This is a genomic window from Pseudomonas sp. 3296 (assembly GCF_031456615.1).
Lineage (GTDB): Bacteria > Pseudomonadota > Gammaproteobacteria > Pseudomonadales > Pseudomonadaceae > Aquipseudomonas > Aquipseudomonas mucoides.
In genome coordinates, this window is the sequence record NZ_JAVDUY010000003.1 from 69,069 (window position 1) to 88,198 (window position 19,130).

The window sequence follows — 19,130 nt, forward strand, 5'->3', positions numbered from 1 at the left end:
GCGGGCCTTTTTTGTCTGGTTGATTGTTTCTGTGCTGCTCGCGAAAGCGGTTAAGCAGTCGCCGCAGAACCCACAGGCTCAACCACCGCCACCAACCCTTCCTTCATCCGCTTCGCATCCCGCACAAAACACCGCGATGCCATAAACAGAAACACCATGGTGAAGAACAGCGCCACCGGGATCAGGTACATCGCGTCATGCAGCCCGACTGCCTTGAACGCCTCGGTCATCTGCTCGGCACCGGCCGCCAGCATTGCCGTGTGCGCAAAGTGGTCAGACAAACCGCCCACCACCACCGGCCCGAGTCCACCGCCCAGCAAATACAGCCCGGCAAAGAACAACGCCATCGCCGTCGCGCGCAAACGCGGCTCGACCACGTCCTGAATCGCGGTGTAGACGCAGGTATAGAAGTTATAGGCAAACAACCAGCCCACACTGAAGACCGCCACGAACACGCCAATTTCGATACGTCCGGCGTGCAGCGCCCACGCCGTGCAGACAGTCGAGATAATCAGACTGAACGCCGCAAACAACAGCCGCCCGTTGGCCACTCGCTGGTGAATCTTGTCAGCGACCCAACCGCCAAGCGTCAGGCCAAACAAACCGGTGACACCGACAATGACGCCCGTGGCCACCGCAGCCTCCTGCAACGGCATCAGGAAGTAGCGCTGCAGCATCGGCACCAGGAATGAGTTGCAGGCATAGGTCGCGAAGTTGAAGCACAACCCCGCCATCACCAGCCACAGGAACGTCGGCACCGCCAGCACCCGGCGGATCGGCCGGTCGACGCGTTCCTGGGACACCTGCACAGTTTCAGCTGCACCGCGTTTTGGTTCCTTGATGAAGAACATGAAGATCGCCAGGACCAGCCCCGGCACCGCCGCGATAAAGAACGGCGCGCGCCAGCTGTCGAACGCCTTGACCATCGCTCCGATAGTGAAGAACGCCAGCAACAGCCCCAGCGGCAGACCCAGCATGAAGATGCCCATCGCCCGCGCCCGGCGATGCGCCGGGAACAGGTCGCCGATCAGCGAGTTGGCGGCGGGTGCGTAACTGGCTTCACCGATGCCGATGCCCATGCGCACGATCAGGAAACTCCAGAAACTGCCCACCAGCCCGTTGACCGCGGTCAGCCCGCTCCAGACCGCCAGGCCCCAGCCCATCAACTTGCTGCGCGAACCGGTATCGGCCATCCGCCCCAACGGCAGGCCGGCAATCGCGTAAACCAGGGTGAAAGCGGTGCCGACGATCCCCAGTTGAAAGTCGCTGAGGTGCCACTCCATGCGGATCGGTTCAATGATGATGGCGGGAATGGTGCGATCGAAGAAATTGAACAGATTGGCCAGGAACAACAGGAACAGAATGCGCCAGGCATTCGCCGCTTGGGTCGAGTTCTGCATGGGTCCGTCTCTTTTATTGTTATTGGGGCCTCACTGTCCCCGGAACCGTCAATCTAGACAGGCCCACCCACACTGTCTGTCATTATTTGCAAGGCTGATATCAGGCCATCGCATTCACGTAGGCGGGATGACCGCCAGGCCCAGGATTCACGGGGATCCGGCCGCTATTTTCACGGCACCGTCCGTCGCTGAAAAATACCTTTCACACCCCCTTCCAAAGCCCGTTGCGAAGCCTAGAATAGCGCCCCTGTCCGCTCCCCTGCGTACCCCTCCTGCGTAGATCATCGACCATGTCCGAAGTCAGTCCGTGTCTGAATTGCGGTGCCTGCTGTTCCCATTTCCGTGTGTCTTTTTTCTGGGGCGAATGCGCCTCGTCCGGGGGCACTGTGCCGGATGAGCTGGTCGCGTCGATCAGCCCCAGTCGCGTGGCGATGCTCGGCACCGACTGCAAACCCACCCGCTGCATCAGCCTGGAGGGGACCGTCGGCAGCGAGGTCAAATGCTCGATTTACAACGAGCGTTCCAGCACCTGCCGGGAGTTTGAGGCGTCTTGGGAAAATGGCGAAGCGAACGTGGATTGCGACGCGGCCCGGGCAGCATTCGGCCTTCCAGCCCTGCAACCGGCGTACGAAATCCCCTTTGAACAAAGCGCCTGAGGCTTAGCACCAAAGGCGATTACCATGATGCCAAAATCATATGGAACCATTTTGACATCACCCCTTGCACTCCAGACACGGCCTCTATACTCGATGACATTCGCTGGCGTTCATTGCGCCGGCCGGGATGACAACGACGGGGCGTGCTATGGAGTGGCTTGGTCTGCATTTCATTACCGAGCTGACAGCGAGCGGGCAATTCATACTCAATTGCACGCATGACCCTTTTCTGGTGCTGCTGGCTTATGTCGTGGCGTGTGCTGGCTGCTTTGCCACGCTGGATATGGCAGAGCGTGTGGCGCATGCGGAAAGTCCGGCTTCGCAAAGGCTTTGGCGCTGGGTCGGCAGTGGGTGCCTGGCAGGCGGAATCTGGGCCATGCACTTTATCGGCATGCTGGCGTTCCAGGCACCTGTCGACATTCACTACCAACTCCCCGTCACCCTGATTTCACTGGCAATCGCCCTGTGCGCGGCCTGGCTGGTGATGCACACCCTCAGCTTCCCCGACCTGAATGTCCGGCATTGCCTCAAGGCCTCGGTGTGGGTCGGTCTGGGGATTACCGCCATGCATTACGTGGGCATGGCGTCGATGCAATCGAGTGCCACGGTCTACTACCAGCCGGCGTTGTTTGCCTTGTCCATCGCCATCGCGATTGGCGCCAGCCTCGCGGCACTGCTGCTGTCGCGCTATCTGCGTGACGGCACCGGGATGTTTCACCAACTGCTCAAGTACAGCGCCAGCCTCCTCCTCGGGGCCGGCATCCTGAGCATGTATTTCACCGGGATGGCCGCCTTCAATCTGGTGATGCCCAGCAGTAGCGTCCTGGCGCCGGTCAGCGAACACAGCCACCTGCAACTGGCGCTGACGGTGGCGGTCATCACGCTGCTGATCATCGGCAGCAGCATCAGCGCGGCACTGGCGGACAAAAAACTGCAACACAAGGAGCGCGATCTGCAACGGGTCAACTCGCTGCTCAGCCAACTGGATCAGGCGCGCCTGTCGCTGCAACAAGTGGCGCACTACGACCCCTTGACCAACCTGATCAACCGTCGTGGCTTCAATCAGATATTCGCCGAGAAACTGATCGAGAAGACCAACGAAGGGGGCATGCTGGCGGTGATGTTCCTCGACATCGACCACTTCAAGCGCATCAACGACAGCCTTGGCCATGACGCTGGCGATGAACTGCTCAAGGTGCTGGCCGGCCATATCAAAAGCTCGGTGCGCAGCCACAAGGATGTCGTGGCCCGATTTGGCGGGGACGAGTTCTGCATCCTCATCGGCCTCAATGACCCCGAAGAAGCGCAGCACATGGCCCAGCGCATCATGCTGAAAATGAAGGAGCCCATCGAGCTCTCCGGTCGTAACATGGTCATGACCACCAGTATCGGTATCAGCCTGTTCCCGCAGGACGGCAAGACCTGTGAAGAACTGCTGAAGAACGCCGACCTGGCGCTGTACCAGTCCAAGGACGCAGGTCGCAACGGCCTGAATTTTTTCAGCTCCAACCTCAAGACCCGCGCCACGATGGAGCTGCAACTCGAAGAAGAACTGCGGCACGCCCTGCGTAAAGACAATGAATTGATGCTGTATTACCAGCCGATCTTCGACCTGAAAACCGGCCAGGTCAGTAAGCTCGAAGCACTGGTTCGCTGGCAACACCCGGTTCATGGCTTGCTGGCGCCTGATCGGTTTATTGCCATTGCCGAGGCCAATGGCCTGATCCATGAGCTCGACAACTGGGTGCTGCGCAAAGCCTGCGAAGACCTGGGTGAATTGTCCCGGCACGGTTGCGAAGAACTGAAGATCGCGGTCAATTGCTCACCGCTGAACCTTGCGCGTGAAGAGCTGGCCGACGAAATCGAACTCGCGCTGCACGCCTCCGGGGTCGCGCCGCAACGGCTGGAGCTGGAAGTCACCGAAAATGCGCTGATGGGCAACCTCGCCAACACGCTGGTGCTGCTACGGCAGATTCGTGCCCTCGGGGTCTCCTTGTCGATCGATGACTTCGGCACCGGTTATTCGTCCCTGGCCTACCTCAAGCGCCTTCCGCTGAACACGCTGAAAATCGACCGCTCGTTTATCCAGGACATTCCCAAAGCGACCCAGGACATGGAAATCGTCCAGGCCATTATCGTCATGGCCCACAGCCTGCATTTGCAGGTGGTCACCGAAGGCGTCGAAACCTTTGAGCAGTACGATTTTCTCGAACGCCTGGGCTGCGACTTTGTTCAGGGCTACCTGCTCAGTCGCCCGGTGCCACTGGCTGAGTTGCGTCCGGTGTTGAACGAAATCAACCAGCGCAAGCATTCGTGCAACGTCACACCTCTGAGCCTGGCTCGCGGTACATCTGCACTAACGTCGATGGATCTTTTTCCAGGAATCCCTGGCGCCCATGCAGGCGCATCAGTTGCGCAGCCAATCCGCTGAGGGGGGTCGCCGAACCCTGTTCGCGGGAAAATTTCACGGCGGTGTCGAGGTCCTTGAGCAGCGTGCGCACATGCCATTTCACCGGTTCGAACTGGCTCTCGGCCATTTGCGGGGCGAGGATCTGCAGCGGTTTTGAATCGGCAAAACCACCGGCCAGGGCCTCAGCGATCAAACGGGCGTCGACCCCGGAAGACTCGGCCAGCGCCACGACTTCGGCGATCACCAGTGCATTGCACGCCACGATCATCTGATTGCACACCTTGGTCACCTGGCCGGCCCCGATGCCGCCCATGTGGGTGACACGCTGGCCCAGGGTCAACAGTACCGAATGCACTCGCTGTAAATCCTCCGCTTCGCCGCCCACCATGATCGCCAGGCTGCCGGCCTCGGCACCGACCACGCCGCCGGACACCGGTGTATCCAGCCAACTCATCCCGGTGCTGTCGATCAGCTGTTTGGCCATTTCTCGTGTAGCACCGGGCTCCAGGCTGGAAAAGTCCACCAGCAACTGCGCACTTTTCGCCCCCGAGGCCACGCCAGCCGGGCCAAACACCACCTCACGCACCACCGCGGTATCCGCCAGGCACAGCATGACGATGTCGGCGTACTGACACAGCTCAGCAGGGGTTGCCACTTGTCGGGCGCCGGCCTCGACCAGCGGCGCGCACTTGGCCGGGTTGCGGTTCCACACGGTCAACGGATAGCCCGCCGCCAACAGCCGCCGGCACATTGGCAAGCCCATCAGACCGATCCCGGCGAACCCCAACGAAGGTAGCGTTGACATCATTTAGCCTCCTTTTGATTAAAGATCGCCAAATATTGGCCGATCCATCATGACTAAGGAAAGGATTCCACCCATTGTTGCTCAGGCGAGTCCCTGAGACTTTGGCCAAATACGCGCAAAAACAAGACGCGAGATCCCATTCCGTGAAGGTTTGACGACAGTTGTCGCTCAGCCAACCAGTCCAGGTAGATGGCGCCCAATGACTTCTAAAAATAACCCGGCCACGACGGTCTCCGATCTGACTCTGAGCCCCGCGGCGAACAGCCCCTCATCGTCGAAGCCATTGACCCCGGCGCGCCCGCTGGCCACTCAGCAATACCTGTATTTCACTGAAACCAATACCGACCGCATCCTCGATAACCTCGATGGTCTGCGCGATATGGTGTTCCCGCGCCCGCCCCACCTGGAAGGCGTCAGCGAACAGCACAACGATCAGGAATTCCCGTCGGTGTGCCTGATCGGTCTCGGTCGTTGCGGCTCGAACATTGCCCTGGACGTCGCGGAGCTGGTGTACAACGCCCGCAAGTTCTACCTCAACGAATTCAACAACGAAGACCGTCTGTCTCCGGACAAACGCTTTGCGGAAAAGGGCTACAGCCCGGCCCAATGGATTCGTAACAACCTGCGCCTGGGCACCAACAAGGGCGCCAAACCGGTGTTCCTGGTGGAACCGCTGGTGATGCTTGGGGACCTGGACAAAGACATTGCCGGTCGCATCCGTTTCTCGCGCAAGGGCGAAAAAAGCGGCTTCCTGCGCGACTACAGCAAAATGAAAATCATGGACTTGTCGGAAGTCCACGCCGGTGGTGCCGGCAACGCGCCGATCCTCGGTCAGTACCTGGCCAAGATCATCCTGAACAAGGACACCCAGCGTTTCTCCAGCCCTGACTGGAAGATGATTCACTCGTACCTGATCGACAGCTGCGGGATCAAGGCCAACCAGTCGCGCCTGTATTTCTCGATCTTCAGCGCCGGCGGTGGTACCGGCTCGGGCATGGCCTCGGAATTCGGCCTGGCCCAGCAGCACTCGTACATGAACAAGACGTTCGACACCAAGCCGATGGACGAACATGACGGCAAGAGCGGTCATTCCTTTGTCTTCGAGCCGATTTTCACCAGCGGCATTTGCGTGCTGCCGAACATTTCCGATCACCGCAGCGAAATGTCCGAGGCGCTGCACATCAACGCCGGTCGCCTGCTGTGTAAATACCTGTCTGAAGAGTGGGACTTCTCCTACAACTTCGCCAACGAAGACAGCAGCGAAGCCAGCGTCATGGGCCGTATCCGCCCATGGAACGCCATGATGCTGATCTCCAACGACATCATGCGTTATGCCGAAGAAAGCGATGACGGCAACATCCAGAACATTGACGTCAATGCGATGGAAAAACACGCCAACCAGTACATCTCGCAGCAGATCTTCAACATTCTGACGGCGCAGGCGGTCACGACCGATTACGACCAGAATTACTTCCGTCGCGCCGGCATCGACATCGGCGAAACCATTCGCCTCGACGCCAACGACCTGTTCATGAGCCTGGCCGGTCCGGTGGCGATTGCCTACGCCGAGTCCGTGGTGCCGGAAACCCCGCCACCAAGCAGTGACAAGTTCAAGGTGTTCGAGAAAGAACCACAGCGTCTGAACATCGATGATTTGTTCTTCCGCTCCATCGACCTGCCGCACTTCAACAAAGTGACCCAGGCAATTGAAGGCATCAGCCTGCTGCCGATCGAGTCCAAGCGCTATCGTGCCTCGCTTGAGCAGTACAAGAATTCCGGTTACGACGCCGCCGCGCTGCACGACCTGCACTTCTTCAAGAACTGCTCGTCGGTGGTGTCGATTGTTTCCTTGCCGAAAGACTACAAGCTGTCCTACATGGACTTGAACCGGTTGAAGACCCACCTCAACAGCCTGTTCCCGAACACCACGCTCAAGCGCTACGCGCTGGTGATCGGCGCCTCGGCCAACTTGTCGCTGACCACCCTGATCGCCAAGAGCCCGTGCCTGTCGGACGACTTCCTGACGTTGATCGTCGCGTTCATCAAGCGCTGCTTCGCGAAGAATCCGTACCGCTTCGACGAGACGCTGGACAACTCGATCCTCGACTTCATCATCAATGAAGAATTCGACGAAGGCCGGATCGACGACTTGCTCAACGAATTCGAGAACCCGGCGAAGATCCTCGATACCAACTGGTACGCGATCAAACCGATGTACGAGAAGAAGTACCGCGAGCTGATCAACGACAAGGACAAGTTTGTCTCGATCAACGACATTCGTCTGTCGCGTGATTGCGTGAAGAAGGCGATCAAGTACCTGCGTGAGATCTACCGTCACCGCATTGGCAAGACCAAGGTTATTTCGCTGAATAACCATACTGGCAAGACTTTCTCGGTCTGACGCCAGACCAGGTTGCCGCCATCGCGAGCAGGCTCACTCCTACATGTGGAATGCGTTCCCCTCTAGGAGTGAGCCTGCTCGCGATGAGCCCCTCAAATCCGCTGAAAATATCAGTCTTTCCAACATCCAGAAACAATTAAGCAGCCCTCAGGCTGCCCGACAAACTGTTCCCGTTACGTTTACGTCACCGTGATGCTGGCCACGCCTGTGGCCTTTCTCTACGGCAACGTGCCATCACGCTACTCACCTACACACTTTTGCTCGCCCGCGCGACGCACCAATAAGGCGCAGCGATTCAGCTCGTCGCCCTTTCCTGGATCAGAATCCACGGCGAAACAACCACCGCCCACAACTCCGGGTCGCGCTCGAAAAGATCCAGCGCCCGCGTTTCAGACAGCTTGGCCACTTGGTCGGCGGCCAGCCAGGCAGCCACTTTCTTCCCTTCGTCAGTAGCCACGGCTTCGGCGGCGGCAATCAAATCCAGACCCGGATCGACCCACAATAGGGCACCCCTGGCGAAGAACGGCTCCAACTCTTTCCAGGTAATAGATGCGGTTTCACCAAGCAGCTTGGCATAGAGGGTGCTAGGTTCTTGAGTCATGGGGCCTGTCCGGAAAAGAAATCGACGCGAATGATAACGTCGGTGGTCCGCCAGAAAAACCCGGTTGCAATTGAGTCACCGATTGAAAAGAGCAGGAAAGCCAGGGAATGCCGCTGAATCAAGCAATTAGCCAGCTAACATCCCGCCGCAATTCTGTCTTTTTCTTTCAAAATAGCGACACCCTCAGGTTTTGCCCCCCGGCGCCAGCTTCCCAGGCTAACAATTGGCGCTCTACACTGTACCGGTACAGTTGTCGGGGGCATTTTCCGGAGGATATCGAAGATATCTGACCCGGTTCTGCTGCTACGGCGCCAGGACTATAAAAACTACAACAGTAAGAGTGGAGCACTATGACTAAGGCTACTAAGCAGATTTCCAAACTGTTTGCCGCTATGGTTCTGGCCGGGGTTGCCAGCCATTCGTTCGCAGCTGACACCATCAAGATCGGCATTGCCGGCCCTAAGACCGGTCCTGTAGCCCAATACGGCGACATGCAGTTCAGTGGCGCCAAAATGGCCATCGAACAGATCAACGCCAAAGGCGGCGTAGACGGCAAGAAACTCGAAGCCGTTGAATACGATGACGCCTGTGATCCAAAACAAGCGGTAGCGGTCGCGAACAAGGTCGTCAACGACGGCGTCAAGTTCGTGGTCGGTCACCTGTGCTCCAGCTCCACTCAACCGGCTTCGGACATCTACGAAGACGAAGGCGTGATCATGATCACCCCGGCTGCCACCAGCCCGGACATCACCGCTCGTGGTTACAAAATGGTATTCCGTACCATCGGTCTGGACAGCGCCCAGGGCCCTGCCGCCGGTAACTACATTGCCGATCACGTCAAACCGAAAATCGTTGCTGTTCTGCACGACAAACAGCAATACGGTGAAGGCATCGCCACCGCCGTGAAGAAAACCCTGGAAGGCAAAAACGTCAAGGTTGCCGTGTTCGAAGGCATCAACGCCGGCGACAAGGACTTCTCCTCGATCATCGCCAAGCTCAAGCAAGCCAACGTCGACTTCGTCTACTACGGCGGCTACCACCCGGAGCTGGGTCTGATCCTGCGTCAATCCCAGGAAAAAGGCCTGAAAGCCAAGTTCATGGGTCCGGAAGGCGTGGGTAACGACTCCATTTCGCAGATTGCCAAAGACGCTTCCGAAGGTCTGCTGGTAACCCTGCCGAAATCCTTCGACCAGGATCCGGCCAACGTTGCCCTGGCTGATGCGTTCAAGGCGAAGAAAGAAGACCCGAGCGGTCCGTTCGTGTTCCCGGCCTACTCGGCTGTGGAAGTCATTGCCGGTGGTATCGAAGCCGCCAAGAGCGAAGACACTGCCAAAGTGGCTGCTGCTATCCACGCTGGCACCTTCAAGACCCCGACTGGCGATCTGCAGTTCGACGCCAAGGGCGACTTGAAAGACTTCAAATTTGTGGTTTACGAGTGGCACTTCGGCAAACCAAAAACTGAAGCTTCGCCTCAGTAAGGCCTTGCCTGACTGACTGCCAACAAAGCCCACGGCGTGCCGTGGGCTTTGTTTTACGAACGTTTTGGGCCGCGCTGGCGTGATCCGCCAGTCTCCCCACCTGAAAATCTCAAAACCGTCATCAGCGGTTCGCTGGCAAACCTCGTGTTCGAAGTGGATGCAGATCCATGGGGCTCGAGCGGGAAAATGACTCCACCAGTGAAATGCGTATCAGGTTTTTAGGAGCGCTGTAATGCCTGACATCTATCACTTTTTCCAACAGCTGGTTAATGGCCTGACCATTGGCAGCACGTATGCCCTGATCGCCATCGGCTATACGATGGTTTACGGCATCATTGGAATGATCAACTTCGCCCACGGCGAGGTGTACATGATTGGTTCCTACGTGGCGTTCATCGCCATCGCGGGCCTGTCCATGATGGGACTCGACAGCGTTCCGCTGTTGATGACTGCCGCTTTCCTCGCGACCATCGTCGTGACCAGTGCCTACGGCTACAGCATCGAACGGATCGCCTACCGCCCCTTGCGCGGCAGCAACCGTCTGATTCCGCTGATTTCCGCCATCGGCATGTCGATCTTCCTGCAGAACACGGTTCTGCTGGCGCAAGACTCCAAGGACAAATCCATCCCCAACCTGATCCCCGGTAACTTCACCATCGGGCCAGGTGGCGCACATGAAGTGCTGATTTCCTACATGCAAATCGTGGTGTTCGTGGTGACCTTCGTCGCCATGCTCGGCCTGACGCTGTTCATCTCCCGCTCTCGCCTGGGTCGCGCCTGCCGTGCCTGTGCCGAAGACATCAAGATGGCCAACCTGCTGGGTATCAACACCAACAACATCATCGCCCTGACCTTCGTCATCGGTGCTGCACTGGCGGCCATCGCGGCCGTGCTCCTGAGCATGCAGTATGGCGTGATCAACCCGAACGCCGGTTTCCTCGTCGGCCTCAAGGCCTTCACCGCAGCGGTATTGGGCGGTATCGGCAGCATTCCCGGCGCCATGCTCGGCGGGATTGTGTTGGGGGTAGCGGAAGCCTTTGGTGCCGACATCTTCGGCGACCAGTACAAGGACGTCGTGGCTTTCGGTCTATTGGTTCTGGTGTTGTTGTTCCGGCCTACCGGCCTGTTGGGCCGTCCGGAGGTTGAAAAAGTATGACTAGGAATCTTAGACAGGCGCTGTTCAGCGCTTTGCTGGTGTGGGCCGTCGCCTACCCGGTACTGGGTTTGAAACTGACCATCGTCGGCATCAACCTCGAAGTCCATGGCACCAGCAACACCACGCTGCTCATCATCGCCGTTTGTTCGGTGCTGATGTTCCTGCGAGTGTTGTTCGACAAGTCGATCAGCGCGGCCTGGAAATCTTCGCCGAGCATGCCGGGCATGCCGGCCAAGGCCAGTAACTTCCTGACCCTGCCGACCACCCAGCGCTGGATCATCATTGCGCTGATCATCGGTGCGCTGGTGTGGCCGTTCTTCGGCTCCCGCGGCGCGGTGGACATCGCCACGCTGGTGCTGATCTACGTGATGCTGGGCCTGGGCCTGAACATCGTGGTCGGCCTGGCGGGCCTGCTCGACCTCGGCTACGTCGGTTTCTATGCCGTCGGCGCCTACAGTTATGCGCTGCTGTCGCATTACTACGGCCTGAGCTTCTGGATCTGCCTGCCGATTGCCGGCCTGATGGCGGCCACGTTCGGCTTCCTGCTGGGCTTCCCCGTGTTGCGTTTGCGGGGTGACTACCTGGCGATCGTGACCCTGGGCTTCGGTGAAATCATCCGTCTGTTCCTGCGTAACCTGACCGATATCACCGGTGGCCCGAACGGCATCAGCAACATTCCCAAGCCAACGCTGTTCGGACTGACCTTCGATAAAACGGCCGCGGAAGGAATGCAGACCTTCCACGAGTATTTCGGCCTGGTCTACAACCCGGTGAACAAGGTGATCTTCCTTTACCTGATCGCGGTGTTGTTGTCGCTGTTCGCCCTGTTCGTCATCAATCGCTTGCTGCGCATGCCTCTGGGCCGCGCCTGGGAAGCGCTGCGTGAAGACGAAATCGCCTGCCGGGCGCTGGGGCTGAACCCGACCGCAATCAAGCTGTCAGCGTTCACCCTGGGCGCGTGCTTCGCCGGTTTCGCCGGCAGCTTCTTCGCCGCGCGTCAGGGCCTGGTGACACCGGAGTCCTTCACCTTCATCGAGTCGGCAACCATCCTCGCCATCGTGGTGCTGGGCGGCATGGGCTCGCAACTGGGCGTCGTACTGGCGGCCACGGTAATGATCCTGTTGCCGGAAATGATGCGTGAGTTCAGTGAATACCGCATGTTGATGTTCGGCGCCTTGATGGTGCTGATGATGATCTGGCGCCCTCAAGGCCTGCTGCCCATGCAACGTCCTCACATGGAGTTGCGCAAATGAGCCGCGAGATCCTGAAAGTAGACAATCTGAGCATGCGCTTCGGCGGCTTGCTGGCGGTCAACGGCGTCGCCCTGACCGTGAAGGAAAAACAGGTCGTGGCATTGATCGGCCCCAACGGCGCTGGCAAGACCACCGTGTTCAACTGCCTGACCGGTTTCTACAAGCCGAGCGGCGGCAGCATCCTGCTGGATGGCGAGCCGATCGAAGGCCTGCCGGGCCACAAGATCGCCCTCAAAGGCGTGGTGCGCACTTTCCAGAACGTGCGGTTGTTCAAGGACATGACCGCGGTCGAGAACCTCTTGATCGCCCAGCACCGTCACTTGAACACCAACTTCCTGGCCGGCCTGTTCAAGACACCGGGCTTTCGCAAAAGCGAACGCGAAGCCATGGAGTTCGCCGAGTACTGGCTGGAAAAGGTCAACCTCAAGGCCTTCGCCAACCGTCCTGCCGGCACCCTGGCTTACGGTCAGCAACGTCGCCTGGAAATCGCGCGCTGCATGATGACCCGCCCGCGGATCCTCATGCTCGACGAGCCGGCGGCCGGTCTGAACCCGAAGGAAACCGAAGACCTCAAGGCGCTGATCAGTGTGCTGCGTGAAGAGCACAACGTGACCGTGCTGCTGATCGAACACGACATGAAACTGGTCATGAGCATTTCCGACCACATCGTCGTGATCAACCAGGGCACGCCCCTGGCCAACGGCACGCCGGAACAGATCCGCGACAATCCCGAAGTGATCAAAGCCTACCTGGGGGAAGCGTAAATGCTGCAATTCGAAAACGTTTCCACCTTCTACGGCAAGATCCAGGCCCTGCACAGCGTCAACGTGGAAATCCGCCAGGGCGAAATCGTCACCCTGATCGGCGCCAACGGCGCGGGCAAATCCACCCTGCTGATGACGCTTTGCGGTTCGCCGCAGGCCCACAGTGGCAGCATCAAGTACATGGGCGAAGAGCTCGTGGGGCAGACTTCGGCGCAGATCATGCGCAAGAGCATTGCCGTGGTGCCGGAAGGTCGTCGGGTGTTCTCCCGCCTGACCGTGGAAGAAAACCTCGCCATGGGTGGCTTCTTCACCGACAAGGGCGACTATCAGGAACAGATGGACAAGGTTCTCGGACTTTTCCCACGCCTGAAAGAGCGTTTCGCCCAGCGCGGCGGCACCATGTCCGGCGGCGAACAGCAAATGCTCGCCATCGGCCGTGCGCTGATGAGCAAGCCCAAGCTGTTGCTGCTCGACGAACCTTCGTTGGGCCTGGCTCCGATCATCATCCAGCAGATCTTCGACATCATCGAACAACTGCGCAAGGATGGCGTAACCGTGTTCCTGGTCGAGCAGAACGCCAACCAGGCGCTGAAAATTGCCGACCGCGCGTACGTTCTGGAGAACGGCCGTGTGGTCATGCAAGGCACCGGTGAAGCCCTGCTGACTGATCCGAAAGTACGCGAAGCGTATCTGGGTGGTTGAGTCTTTGCGGTAAACAGAAAACGGCCTTCGGGCCGTTTTTTTGTCCCCGCCACAAACCCTCCTGGCAACAGAAATCCCCTGTAGGAGTTGGTGGTGTTGTAAGGTTTTTTTAAAAAGTTTTGGAGACGGCTGTAACGCATCGCCATGACCTTTCTCTAGAGGGGTAAGCCAGCACAACTGCTGGCTTACAAAACCTCAAAACCCGGAGAAACATCATGACTGCTACCACCCGCACCCTGTCCGCCACCGCCCTGGTTCTGGCCCTCGGTTCTGCCTTGAGCATGGCCGCTGTGTCCACCGTCCACGCCGCCGACGACATGGAAAAATGCTTCGGCGTGGCCATGAAAGGTCACAACGATTGCGCGGCAGGCGCTGGCACCACCTGCGCTGGCACCGCGAAAACCGACTTCCAGCCAAACGCCTGGAAGCTGGTCCCTAAAGGCACCTGCGCCACCACCGAAAGCAAGACCTCGCCGACCGGTTTCGGGCAGATGGAAGCCTTCAAAGCCAAAGCCTGATCCCAACCCAGCCCGAGTGTCGACCATGAACAATCTACCGTTCGGGCTCCCGCCCCGCGCCGGGCTGGGGCTCAAGACCGAGCACTTTCGAGAAGTGCTCGGTTCGCAACCGGACATCGGTTTCTTCGAAGTCCACGCCGAAAACTACATGGTGGCCGGCGGCCCGTTTCATCACTACCTGGGTTTGATTCGCGAACAGTATCCGCTGTCGCTGCATGGCGTCGGCTTGTCGATTGGTGCTGAAGGTCCACTGGACACTCGGCACCTCACACGACTCGCCGTACTGATCGAGCGCTATCAACCCCAGTCCTTTTCCGAACACCTGGCCTGGTCCAGCCATGACCCGGTGTTTCTCAATGACCTGTTGCCCCTGGCCTATGACACGCCGACGCTGAGCCGCGTCTGCGAACACATCGATCACGTCCAAAGCACCCTCAAACGCCCGATGCTGCTGGAGAACCCGGCGACGTACCTGGCGTTTGAACGCTCGACGTTCGATGAGGCCGACTTCATCAGCGAAGTCATCCGCCGCACGGGCTGCGGACTGTTGCTGGACGTGAACAACGTCTATGTATCGAGCATCAATCATCAGCGCGATCCGTTGGCCTACATCGACGCCCTGCCCCTTCATGCCGTCGGCGAGATTCATTTGGCCGGCTTCGCTGAAGACACCGACAGCCTCGGTGACCGTCTGCTGATTGATGATCACGGCGCCCCCATCGATAACGCCGTCTGGACCTTGTACCAGCAGGTACTGGAGCGAACCGGCCCGATAGCGACCCTGATCGAACGCGACAATCAGTTGCCGGCCTTCAGCGTCTTGCACGCCGAGGCGCGTCAGGCCGATGAACTGTTGCTGTATGCGGGAGGTGGGTCATGAGCACGCAAGCCGCATTTGCTGCTGCCCTGCTTGATCCCCGACTGAACTGCCCCGAGGGGTTGTTCAGTGCCAACGGCGCCGATCCCGCCAGCCGGTTCGCGGTGTATCGCAATAATGTACAGAGCTCACTGATCAACGCATTGGCGCACAGCTACCCCGTGGTTGCGCAATTGGTCGGCGATGAATTTTTCCGTGCCATGACCGGGATCTATTTGCTCGGCAATGCGCCTCAGAGCCCGTTGATCAAGGATTACGGCGACGACTTGGCGGACTTTATCGAAGGCTTCGAACCGGCGGGCAGCGTGCCGTACCTGGCCGATGTCGCGCGGCTGGAACGCCTGCGCACCCGCGCTTATCACGCGGCTGATGCCCAGCCGTTAAGCCATGCACTGATCGGCGCAGCGCTCGCTGACCCGCAAACCCTGAGCGAGCTGAGCGTCGAATTTCATCCCTCGCTCAACTTGCTGACCTCTGCCTTCGCCGTGGTCACGATCTGGGCCGCCCATCAACACGGTGCAACGTTGGCCGGAATTGATCTGGACCACGGCCAACACGCACTGATCCTGCGCAACGGTCTGGACGTCGAAGTCTTCGTCATCGAGTCCGGCGCCAGCGCCTTCATCCAAAACCTGAAAAACGGCCAGCCGCTGATTCAGGCAGTGGAGTCCGCACCCCCGTTCGATCTCAGCCAAACCCTGGCCCTGCTGATCGGCCACAACGCCATTACTCACCTACACAACAAGGTATCGCCATGAACACTCAGAACCCGATCAGCCGCACCATCGCGCTGCTGGAGATGATTCCACAGAGCCTGATCGCCTTCATTGCGCGGTTCTCCATCGCGGCGGTGTTCTGGAAGTCCGGACAAACCAAGGTCGAAGGCCTCGCCATTGATCTGATCGACGGCACCTTCCAGCTCGGCTGGCCACGCCTCGCTGATTCGACCATTCCGTTGTTCAAGAGTGAGTATCACGTGCCATTGCTGTCGCCAGAGATTGCGGCGCACATGGCGGCGTTTGCCGAACACTTTTTCCCGGTGCTGATTTTGATTGGTTTTGCCACGCGCTTTTCAGCGCTGGCCTTGCTCGGCATGACCCTGACGATTCAACTGTTCGTGTACCCGGATGCGTACCCGACTCATGGCACCTGGGCGGCGGTGTTGCTGTATTTGATGGCAACCGGGCCGGGGAAACTCTCTATTGATCATCTGATCGCCCGGCGCTTTGCCGGCTAATCCAATGTGGGAGGCTCAAAATCTAACGCTGAAGACGATCCAGCGCCTCACCGCTGCGCTTGAACCAGCCGATCAGGTAATCCGCCAGAACCTGCGTGCGTTTCGGCAAACCGCCCTGATACGGGTGAACCAGGTACATCGGCATGCGCCGCGTCTGATAATCACGCAGGAGCCAGCGCAATCGCCCGTCAGCCAATTCCGCTTGCAGCAAATAGGACGGCAAGCGCGCAATACCGGCCCCCGCCAATGCGGCTTTTTTCAGCAAGCTGTAGTGATTGCTGGCAAACGGCCCCGACACCCGCACGCGCAGCAACTCATGTTGCTGGTGATACAGCCATTCTTCGCGACCGCTGTAATGACTGTTGAGCAGGCAACGGTGTTCGGCCAGGGCCTGCGGTGTTTGCGGTTCGCCATACTGTTCAAGATACGCCGGACTGGCACAGGTCATCTCGTGCCAGGCCAGCAGTGGCCGAGCCACCAATCGCTCGTCCTTGCCCACCTCGGAACGAATCGCCAGATCGAAACCATCCCGAGACAGGTCGTGAAAATGGTTGTTCAGATCGAGCTCGATCTGCACCTCTGGGTACTTGCCGGAAAACTCCAGCAACAAACCATCGAAGAAGGTTTCCCCCAGCGATACCGGAACGGTCATACGCACCGGTCCGGCCATGTCATCCTTCAACCGCGCCAATGCCTGACGCGCCCTTTCGACCTGGACGACAAGCGCCTGAGCTTGAGGCAACAGCGCCGCGCCGGCCGCCGTCAGGCTTAAACGACGCGTAGTGCGTTGCAGCAATACCACCGAAAACCGTGTTTCCAGCAAGCTGATGCGCTTGGACAACTGGCCCTTGCTGCAACCCAGTTGCTGCGCTGCCAAGGTAAAACTGCCGGCTTCGATCAATACCGCGAACGCCGCCAGGTCATCCATCTCGCTCATGGATTGTTTCCATTTGAAAACCAAAGGTTGCCTATTAGCGCGCTTATCAACAGAAAAAACCACTCTAGACTGAGATCACTTTCAACCAATCGAGAATCAGCACGATGAAAATTCTATTGATAGGCGCAAGCGGCACCATTGGCTCGGCCGTCGACAAGGAACTGTCCCAGCGTCACGAGATCATCCGCATCGGCCGCAACAGTGGCGACTTTCAAGTGGATATCAGCGACAGCGCCTCGATCCGCAAGCTGTTCGAACAGACCGGCAAGTTCGATGCCCTGATCTGCGCGGCGGGTAACGTGACCTTCGCGCCGCTGGATGAAATGACCGCAGACAGCTTCGCCCTGGGCCTCAAAGACAAACTGATGGGCCAGGTCAATTTGTTGCTGATCGGTCGCGAGTTCGCCAATGACGGCGCCTCGTTCACCTTCACCACCGGCGTGCTCAGCCACGACCCGATTCGCAGCGGTGCCTCGGCCGCGTTGGTCAACGGAGCGCTGGACAGCTTCGTCCGCGCCGCCGCCATCGAACTGCCTCGCGGCCTGCGCGTGAACTCGATCAGCCCGAACGTGCTGCTGGAAGCCATGGGCAAATACGCGCCTTACTTCCGCGGGTTCAAACCGGTTCCCGCAGCCGATGTGGCATTGGCCTACGCCAAAAGCGTGGAAGGCTTGCAGACAGGTCAGACGTTTCACGTCGGCTGACCGTCCTTTCTGACAGGCATTACTGGCGAGCAATCACTCCGCTCGCCAGGCGCTCGCGCCCGAACTGGCGCAGCCACTGTTGCATTGGCCGTTCGAACCAGCGATGGCAAATCAGGCTGGCACCGATCAGGACCGCAAAGAACAGCAGCAACGTCCACGGCTGATAAAAGACGCTTCGCCCCGCAAAGAATTTATCCGCCAACAGCGCGGCGATAATTTGCAGCGGGAAATGCAGCAAATAGGAGGCATAGCTGATATCCCCCAGCCACGCCAAGCGCCGGGCAACCGGTTCCAGTACCTGATGACAGGCTGCAATGGCCATGATCGTCAGCGGGAACAACAGCACACATTTGATCAGCGGCTGATCATCGCCGAACAACCACCACCCCGCCGCACACCCGATCGTCAACCCCATTCCCACCCAGCGCGATGGCATTCGTTGCAGCAGCCACGTCACCCACACATAGCCAACACCACCGCAGAAAAAGCTGAACACGCCCAGGGTGATTTTGTACTGCGCAGGAAAGACGTAAGCGGCCACGGCGATCAAGAAAATGCTGATCAGCATGGGCAGGGGCGAATAACGCCACAGCAGGAAGAATGCCGCGTAGAGCAGTACTTCAACCGAAATCGACCAGGCCGGGGCGTTGAATGACCAGCCTTGTTCCAATCCCCAGGCCGGGGCGAGAAATACATTCAACACGCCGTGATAGAGATCGTTGAACGGATAAACAAAAGCGTTGCCCGTATGCCGTGTGTAGATCATCTGTAATAGCGCAACAGCGGCGAAAGTCGCCAGATGCAGCGGATAGATGCGGCTGAAACGCTCGATGAAGAACTGTTTTCCGGTCAGCTCCCTACGCGCCACGGCATGACCGAACAACCAGAAAAAGATGAACCCGGACAAGCTGAAGAACAACGCGACCGCATCGCCACCGTGTCGATAAAACAAGGCGAACACGCTATAGAAAGGTTGCAGTTCGGTTTGCAGCGGGCCCGGCACTGCCCCTTGAAAAAAGAAGTGCTGCCAATGCCAGAACACCACCGCCAACGCCGCGATACCGCGCAGTGCATCCAGTGCGTACAACCGTTTGGGAAAAATAGAGAGACGTTGGTTCATGCCGAAAAGGGCCCGATCCTGGACAAGGGCGCCACTATGCTGGGACGCACCCGGCAACTCAATCCCTGGCACACAAGCCTTGTGATCACGAGCGTGCCTGAGTAACGTGGC

Annotated in this window: 18 protein-coding genes; 13 read left to right on the forward strand and 5 right to left on the reverse strand. The window is 58.7% G+C overall.

The genetic code is table 11. From position 1 onward, the window contains the following. Positions 1-50 precede the first annotated feature (50 nt). Entirely contained in the window at positions 51-1,400 is a 1,350-nt protein-coding gene (locus J2X66_RS08580; protein ID WP_310263192.1) for an MFS transporter, read from the reverse strand. Between the two features lie 290 nt (positions 1,401-1,690). On the opposite strand from J2X66_RS08580, the gene J2X66_RS08585 reads away from it, so the two are divergent. Then, on the forward strand, positions 1,691-2,056 hold the full coding sequence (locus J2X66_RS08585; RefSeq protein WP_027925623.1) for a YkgJ family cysteine cluster protein: 366 nt from the start codon (positions 1,691-1,693) through the stop codon (positions 2,054-2,056). 148 nt (positions 2,057-2,204) lie between these two features. Next, the gene (locus J2X66_RS08590; RefSeq protein ID WP_310263195.1) at positions 2,205-4,487 is read left to right on the forward strand and encodes a bifunctional diguanylate cyclase/phosphodiesterase; all 2,283 of its coding nucleotides are present in this window, start codon (positions 2,205-2,207) and stop codon (positions 4,485-4,487) included. Here the strand turns inward: J2X66_RS08590 and J2X66_RS08595 are convergent. After that, positions 4,378-5,274 (reverse strand): NAD(P)-dependent oxidoreductase, encoded by an 897-nt coding sequence (locus J2X66_RS08595; protein ID WP_310263197.1) that lies wholly within the window; start codon positions 5,272-5,274, stop codon positions 4,378-4,380. The genes J2X66_RS08590 and J2X66_RS08595 overlap by 110 nt on opposite strands. Positions 5,275-5,470: 196 nt before the next feature. Here J2X66_RS08595 and J2X66_RS08600 point away from each other — a divergent pair, with 196 nt between their 5' ends. Beyond that, positions 5,471-7,672, forward strand: coding sequence for a hypothetical protein (locus tag J2X66_RS08600; protein WP_310263199.1), 2,202 nt, complete (start codon positions 5,471-5,473; stop codon positions 7,670-7,672). 295 nt (positions 7,673-7,967) lie between these two features. On the opposite strand, the gene J2X66_RS08605 is transcribed toward J2X66_RS08600, so the two are convergent. Continuing rightward, positions 7,968-8,273, reverse strand: coding sequence for a DUF2288 domain-containing protein (locus tag J2X66_RS08605; RefSeq protein ID WP_310263201.1), 306 nt, complete (start codon positions 8,271-8,273; stop codon positions 7,968-7,970). A gap of 350 nt (positions 8,274-8,623) precedes the next feature. Between J2X66_RS08605 and J2X66_RS08610 the strand changes: the two genes are divergently transcribed. The 9 genes from J2X66_RS08610 (at position 8,624) to J2X66_RS08650 (ending at position 16,258) form a co-directional block, all read left to right on the forward strand. Then, on the forward strand, positions 8,624-9,751 hold the full coding sequence (locus J2X66_RS08610) for a branched-chain amino acid ABC transporter substrate-binding protein (protein ID WP_027925627.1): 1,128 nt from the start codon (positions 8,624-8,626) through the stop codon (positions 9,749-9,751). 232 nt (positions 9,752-9,983) lie between these two features. Then, the gene (livH, locus tag J2X66_RS08615) at positions 9,984-10,907 is read left to right on the forward strand and encodes a high-affinity branched-chain amino acid ABC transporter permease LivH (protein WP_027925628.1); all 924 of its coding nucleotides are present in this window, start codon (positions 9,984-9,986) and stop codon (positions 10,905-10,907) included. Then, positions 10,904-12,160 carry a high-affinity branched-chain amino acid ABC transporter permease LivM gene (locus tag J2X66_RS08620; RefSeq protein WP_027925629.1) on the forward strand — a complete coding sequence of 419 codons (1,257 nt, stop codon included), beginning with the start codon at positions 10,904-10,906 and terminating at the stop codon, positions 12,158-12,160. The genes livH and J2X66_RS08620 overlap by 4 nt, the downstream gene beginning before the upstream one ends. Beyond that, a complete protein-coding gene (livG, locus tag J2X66_RS08625) occupies positions 12,157-12,924 on the forward strand; it encodes a high-affinity branched-chain amino acid ABC transporter ATP-binding protein LivG (protein WP_027925630.1) in 768 nt (255 codons plus the stop codon). The genes J2X66_RS08620 and livG overlap by 4 nt, the downstream gene beginning before the upstream one ends. Then, positions 12,925-13,626, forward strand: coding sequence for an ABC transporter ATP-binding protein (locus J2X66_RS08630; RefSeq protein ID WP_027925631.1), 702 nt, complete (start codon positions 12,925-12,927; stop codon positions 13,624-13,626). Between the two features lie 215 nt (positions 13,627-13,841). After that, complete coding sequence (locus J2X66_RS08635) at positions 13,842-14,144, forward strand: DUF2282 domain-containing protein (protein ID WP_310263205.1); 303 nt, start codon at positions 13,842-13,844, stop codon at positions 14,142-14,144. Between the two features lie 25 nt (positions 14,145-14,169). Beyond that, entirely contained in the window at positions 14,170-15,024 is an 855-nt protein-coding gene (locus J2X66_RS08640; RefSeq protein WP_310263207.1) for a DUF692 domain-containing protein, read from the forward strand. Further along, complete coding sequence (locus J2X66_RS08645) at positions 15,021-15,779, forward strand: DNA-binding domain-containing protein (RefSeq protein ID WP_310263210.1); 759 nt, start codon at positions 15,021-15,023, stop codon at positions 15,777-15,779. The genes J2X66_RS08640 and J2X66_RS08645 overlap by 4 nt, the downstream gene beginning before the upstream one ends. Then, positions 15,776-16,258, forward strand: coding sequence for a DoxX family protein (locus tag J2X66_RS08650; protein ID WP_310263211.1), 483 nt, complete (start codon positions 15,776-15,778; stop codon positions 16,256-16,258). The genes J2X66_RS08645 and J2X66_RS08650 overlap by 4 nt, the downstream gene beginning before the upstream one ends. 22 nt (positions 16,259-16,280) lie before the next feature. Here J2X66_RS08650 and J2X66_RS08655 read toward each other — a convergent pair whose 3' ends face one another. Next, a complete protein-coding gene (locus J2X66_RS08655; protein WP_310263213.1) occupies positions 16,281-17,195 on the reverse strand; it encodes a LysR family transcriptional regulator in 915 nt (304 codons plus the stop codon). Positions 17,196-17,299: 104 nt separating this feature from the next. Here J2X66_RS08655 and J2X66_RS08660 point away from each other — a divergent pair, with 104 nt between their 5' ends. Continuing rightward, complete coding sequence (locus tag J2X66_RS08660) at positions 17,300-17,899, forward strand: short chain dehydrogenase (protein WP_310263215.1); 600 nt, start codon at positions 17,300-17,302, stop codon at positions 17,897-17,899. 19 nt (positions 17,900-17,918) lie between these two features. On the opposite strand, the gene J2X66_RS08665 is transcribed toward J2X66_RS08660, so the two are convergent. Further along, complete coding sequence (locus J2X66_RS08665) at positions 17,919-19,019, reverse strand: acyltransferase (RefSeq protein ID WP_310263217.1); 1,101 nt, start codon at positions 19,017-19,019, stop codon at positions 17,919-17,921. Positions 19,020-19,130: the final 111 nt, after the last annotated feature.